Origin of the sequence: Pseudoflavonifractor sp. 60 (genome assembly GCF_009911645.1) — a bacterium.
GTDB lineage: Bacteria > Bacillota > Clostridia > Oscillospirales > Oscillospiraceae > Lawsonibacter.
Genome location: NZ_QWKI01000309.1, coordinates 1 through 3,698, shown reverse-complemented (window position 1 = coordinate 3,698; position 3,698 = coordinate 1). Strand labels below are relative to the sequence as shown.

Here is a 3,698-nt window from a genome sequence, read left to right as displayed (position 1 = left end):
CTGGGCGCGCGCACCTATACCCCCGGTACCCAGGCCCAGACCATCGCCAACGGCCAGTATCTGAGCGGTGTCCAGACCATCCAGGGGGACCCCAACCTCACCTCCGGCAACATCAAGAAGGGAGTCTCCATCTTCGGAGTGGCCGGCGCGGTGGAGCAGAGCTTTCTGGCCACGCTGACCGTCACCGCCGACGTGGGGGCCGTGGTCACCGCCACCCACTCCGGCGGGGCCCAGGTGGAGGCCCTTTCCACCACCGGCACCGTAACCCTGGAGCTGCCCCTGGAAGGCCAGTGGACCGTCACCGCCCGTCGGGGCGTGGCACAGTACAATTCCGTGACCATTGAGGTCTCTTCCCGGTACGCCGCCGCCCTCACCGCGGAGGTGCATATTGAGTATTACTCCGCTGGAACACCTCTCAGTTCAGGCCGCGACCGCTTGGCTGCAGCTGCTGTGGGAGACTATGTTTTGTTTGCTGGCGGGCATTCCAATGGCGGCTCCTTTCATGCAATGGATGCTTATAGCATGAATCTGGTCCACAGTACCCCATCCTCCCTTAATGCCGGTAGATATTCTCTCGTTGCAGCAGCAGTTGGCAATTTTGCCCTGTTTGCGGGAGGGTACAACGGTACTCCCAAAAGCGATGTAGAGGCATACAGCGCTAGCCTGACCCGCAGCACAAAAACACCTCTCAGCGAAGGGCGGTATGGCGCGGCGGCAGCAACAGTTGGTAATTTTGCCCTGTTCGGCGGAGGGAATCTGGAAGATTATACTTATTCCAGTATCGTGGACGCATATGACGTCAATCTGACCCACAGCATACCCACGCCATTTACTCAGCCCGTGGGACGCCATGCAGCAGCTGCTACAGAAAACTATGTACTGTTTGCGGGCGGCGAAACCACAACAGTATACGCATACAATGCCAGTCTGACTCGCAGTACTCCAACACAGTTGAGCGAACGGCGCATTGATCTTGCCGCTGCAAGGGCAGGAAATTATGTTGTGTTTGCTGGCGGAAGTCGGTATTCAGCCTCTGCTGCCGCAGAGGCATATGATATGTTTCTTACCCGCATAACAGCTGAAGCTCTCCAGGTTGCCCGAGGCCGCATGGGCGCTACAGCCGTTGGCGGGCACGCCCTGTTTGGCGGCGGATACACCACAACTGGAACCCCCAACGCTGCATCGTCTCGTTATTTTTCCGCTGCTATGGACGCCTATGACCCATACCTGACTCATACAACGCCCACCAGCCTGAAAACAAACCGTCCTGGGGCTGCTGCAGCAACAGTTGGAAATTACGCTTTGTTGGGCGGTAGGTACAGCTATTCAAGTGCGGTTGATATTTATCGCTATGTGTAAAGGAGATTCCTATGGCAATCTATGTAAATGGCAAGAAGGTGGCCGGGGCTAGGGGGCGGCAGGGACCCAGGGGGGATACCGGTCCCCAGGGCCCTCAGGGAATACCGGGGCCGCAGGGTTCTCAGGGACCTCCCGGAGCACAGGGACCGCAGGGGGAACAGGGGCCCCAAGGCATTCAGGGGGAGGTTGGCCCTCAGGGTCCCGTCGGGCCGCAAGGTGAGCAGGGTCCCAAGGGAGAGCCCGGCCCTCAGGGACCCCAGGGAGAGCAAGGCCCCCAGGGGGAACAGGGACCGGCGGGCCGGGACGGGAAGGACATTCCTCTGGTCAAGCTGACCCAGGACGAGTACGACGCGCTGGAGAGACGCGACCCTGGCACCTTCTATCTGATCCCGGAGGACTGACATGATCTGCATTGACGGCAAAAAAGTGAAAAAGTGTTTTCTGGGGGATGAGACAATTGGAAAAGTATACCTGGGGGACGATTTAATCTTTCAAAAAGTATCCAGACTGCCCGCCGGGTATACAGAGCTGGAGTATATCAGCAATCCTAATCTCGGATACATTTCAAATTTTGGGCTGGCCGCTGCATCGGCTCCTTTTGGCAACAAAAAGTTTGAAATATCCATGAAAATCAATGACCCTTACAATTCTGCTTATAGTAGTGGAGCATATATTTTCGGCGCATATTGCAGTTATAAAACTTCTTCATCTGCATCTGCGACCACAATACAAACAGAACATGGGCTGTACTACTCAACTAGAGGCACCATAAATAATGTGGGCGGGGGCTCAATCTCAATTTCCGATATGATTGGGGATGTTTTAAATATAACATGGGACTATATAAGCAAAACACTTACAGTCAACGGAAAGGGTCCAGCCTCAATTACTGCGCCAAGTAAGATGAGTAAGAGTATTGCTCCGGCGTTATTTGCTTCCCGTCTTGCGTCCTATACAGTCAACTCTTTAACCTCTACTATATATAGGTTGATGATAAACTGCAATTTATATTCTCTGAGAATCTATCAAAATGATGCAATTATAAACGAATGGGTCCCTTGCATCAATCCGGACGGGCTTGTCGGAATTTACGACCTGGTAACCGGAGATTTTCAATCCAGTGGAGACGCGACAAAGCCTTTGGTTGCGGGCCCCACTATTTGAAAGGAGACATGAAAAATGGCACGCTACCAAATCTGGAACAAAACCGACTCCATCATAACCCCCAGCGGGGCGCAGTTCACGGCTCAGGAGTGGGCGGACCGCTATCCCTGGGCGAAGCTGCCGGGGGTTAAGATGGTCATCACCGCGCCGCCCATCAACGGCGGCTGCGCCATGGAGTACAGCGCCACCATGGCTCACTACAAGAAGGCCGGTGCGGCCATCACCGATGGCATGACCGACCAGGAGGTGCTGGCGGCCATTGAGGACTTTGAGGACAATCCCCCCGACCCCGGCCCCAGCGTGGAGGAGCGCACTGCCGCCGCCCTGGAGTTTCTGGCCCTGAACAGTCTGCCCGACGAGGTATAAGGAGGTACTTATGAACTACGATATCATCAAGCGCAACTTTGACCGCAAGCTCTGGAGCGCCGCCATGGTGCGCTCCGCCGTGAAGAAGGGGGTCATCACTCCGGAGCAGTTCCAGGAGATCACCGGGGAGCGCTACTCCCAGGAGGGCTGACGGCATGGACGAGAACATCAACGCGATGAAAGCAGCCGTGGCCGCCGCAATCGGGGCGCTCACCGGCCTGTGGGGCTGGCTGGGCTGGCTGGTGGTATTTTGGGTGGGCTTCATGGCGCTGGATTATCTGTCCGGCACTGCCGCCGCCTGTAAGGAGGGCAGTTGGTCCTCCGCCCACGCCCGGGAGGGTATCTGGCACAAAGCCGGCATGATCGTGGTGGTCCTGGTGGCCGCCGGCGCGGACCTGCTGATTGAGATTGTGCTGCTCAATCTACCCGTACTGGCTCTGCCCATCCAGTACCCCGGCCTGGTGTGCCCGGTGGTGCTGGTGTGGTACATCGTCACGGAGCTGGGCTCCATCACCGAGAACGCAGTTGCAATGGGCGCGCCCGTCCCCGTCTGGCTGGTCAAGCTGCTGGCCATGAGCAAGAGCGCCGTGGACAAGGCAGGGGATGCGCTGGGCAAGGAGGACGGGGATGAATAAACAGCCGGTGTCTTACCTTCAGACCGACCCCCGGTGGAGGGACAAGCCCTACCAGGTAAAGGGTGAGACCGCCACGGTGGGGGGCTCCGGCTGCGGTCCCAGCTGCGCGGCTATGGTCATCGAGACGCTTACCGGCCAGACCTGCACCCCGCTGGATGCCTGCAATTGGTCGGT

5 protein-coding genes and 2 pseudogenes are annotated in these 3,698 nt (G+C 57.4%); all 7 read left to right on the top strand.

From position 1 onward, the window contains the following. Positions 1 to 1,359 (top strand): annotated as a pseudogene (locus tag D1646_RS22050) (hypothetical protein); the annotation flags it as partial. Between the two features lie 11 nt (positions 1,360 to 1,370). Further along, on the top strand, positions 1,371 to 1,760 hold the full coding sequence (locus D1646_RS22045; protein WP_160638479.1) for a collagen-like protein: 390 nt from the start codon (positions 1,371 to 1,373) through the stop codon (positions 1,758 to 1,760). Position 1,761: 1 nt separating this feature from the next. Next, a complete protein-coding gene (locus D1646_RS22040) occupies positions 1,762 to 2,523 on the top strand; it encodes a hypothetical protein (protein WP_160638478.1) in 762 nt (253 codons plus the stop codon). Between the two features lie 15 nt (positions 2,524 to 2,538). Further along, positions 2,539 to 2,889, top strand: coding sequence for a hypothetical protein (locus tag D1646_RS22035; protein ID WP_160638477.1), 351 nt, complete (start codon positions 2,539 to 2,541; stop codon positions 2,887 to 2,889). Positions 2,890 to 2,899: 10 nt separating this feature from the next. Continuing rightward, complete coding sequence (locus tag D1646_RS22030; protein ID WP_160638476.1) at positions 2,900 to 3,040, top strand: XkdX family protein; 141 nt, start codon at positions 2,900 to 2,902, stop codon at positions 3,038 to 3,040. 4 nt (positions 3,041 to 3,044) lie between these two features. Continuing rightward, a complete protein-coding gene (locus tag D1646_RS22025) occupies positions 3,045 to 3,524 on the top strand; it encodes a phage holin family protein (protein WP_160638475.1) in 480 nt (159 codons plus the stop codon). After that, a pseudogene (locus tag D1646_RS22020) lies at positions 3,517 to 3,698 on the top strand (hypothetical protein); the annotation flags it as partial. The gene D1646_RS22025 and the pseudogene D1646_RS22020, both read left to right, overlap by 8 nt.